The sequence below is a fragment of the Jiangella rhizosphaerae genome, from assembly GCF_003579925.1.
In the GTDB taxonomy this organism is placed as follows: domain Bacteria; phylum Actinomycetota; class Actinomycetes; order Jiangellales; family Jiangellaceae; genus Jiangella; species Jiangella rhizosphaerae.
This window is the reverse complement of the sequence record NZ_QUAL01000214.1, coordinates 1-859: the sequence shown is the minus strand read 5'-3', so window position 1 is coordinate 859 and position 859 is coordinate 1. Positions and strand designations below refer to the sequence as shown.

1 protein-coding gene is annotated in these 859 nt (G+C 77.3%); it reads right to left on the bottom strand.

What is annotated here, in order from left to right:
- Positions 1 to 740, bottom strand: a 740-nt coding sequence (locus DY240_RS22515; protein ID WP_147375450.1) for an AfsR/SARP family transcriptional regulator, incomplete at its 3' end; no start/stop codon positions are given.
- Positions 741 to 859: the final 119 nt, after the last annotated feature.

Here is an 859-nt window from a genome sequence, read left to right as displayed (position 1 = left end):
CCCGGCGCGGCCGGGGTGAGGTCGCCGCGCAGGATCGCGGTGTGCAACGCGGACAGCTCCGGCGACGGGTCGGTGCCCAGCTGGTCGGCGAGCGCCTCGCGGGTGCGCTCGTACGCCGCCAGCGCCTCCGCCGGGCGGCCGGCCGCGACCAGCGCCCGCATCAGCTGCCCGGCCAGCCGCTCGCGCAGCGGGTACTCGGCGACCAGCGTGGTCAGCTCGGTGGTCAGCCCGGCGCCGCGGCCCAGCCGCAGCGCCGCGTCGGCCCGGTCCTCCGTCGCGGTCAGCCGCAGCTCGTCCAGCCGCGCCCGCGGTGCCTCGAAGAACTCCGACTCCGCGACGTCGAGCAGCGCCGGGCCGCGCCACAGCGCCAGCGCCGCGCGCAGCCCGTCCTCCACCGCGGCGTCGCCGGACGCGGACCGGGCGGCCGCGACCTGCCGCTCGAACCGCGCGGCGTCGACCGCGTCCGGCTCCAGCGCCAGCCGGTATCCCGCCGGGTGCGACTCGACGGTCAGCCCCGGCAGCGCCCGTCGCAGCCGCGACACCAGCGCCTGCAGCGCGTTGGCGGCGCCCGCCGGCGGGTCGTCGCCCCAGATGCCGTCGACCAGCCGGCCCACCGTGACCAGGCGGCCGGGCTCGAGCGCCAGGATGATCAGCAGCGTGCGCAGCCGTGCGCCGGCCACATAGACCGGCGCATCGTCGTCGTCGCGGACCTCCAGCGGTCCCAGGATCCCGATGCGCACCGGAGGCATTCTGCCGCAGCGGTGCCGTGCCTCCGGCTAGGGCGCGTCTCCTTATTGGCGTAGCCAGATGGTGACGGCGGCGAGCACGATGCCTCCGCGGTAGGTGAGGGCGAGCTTGT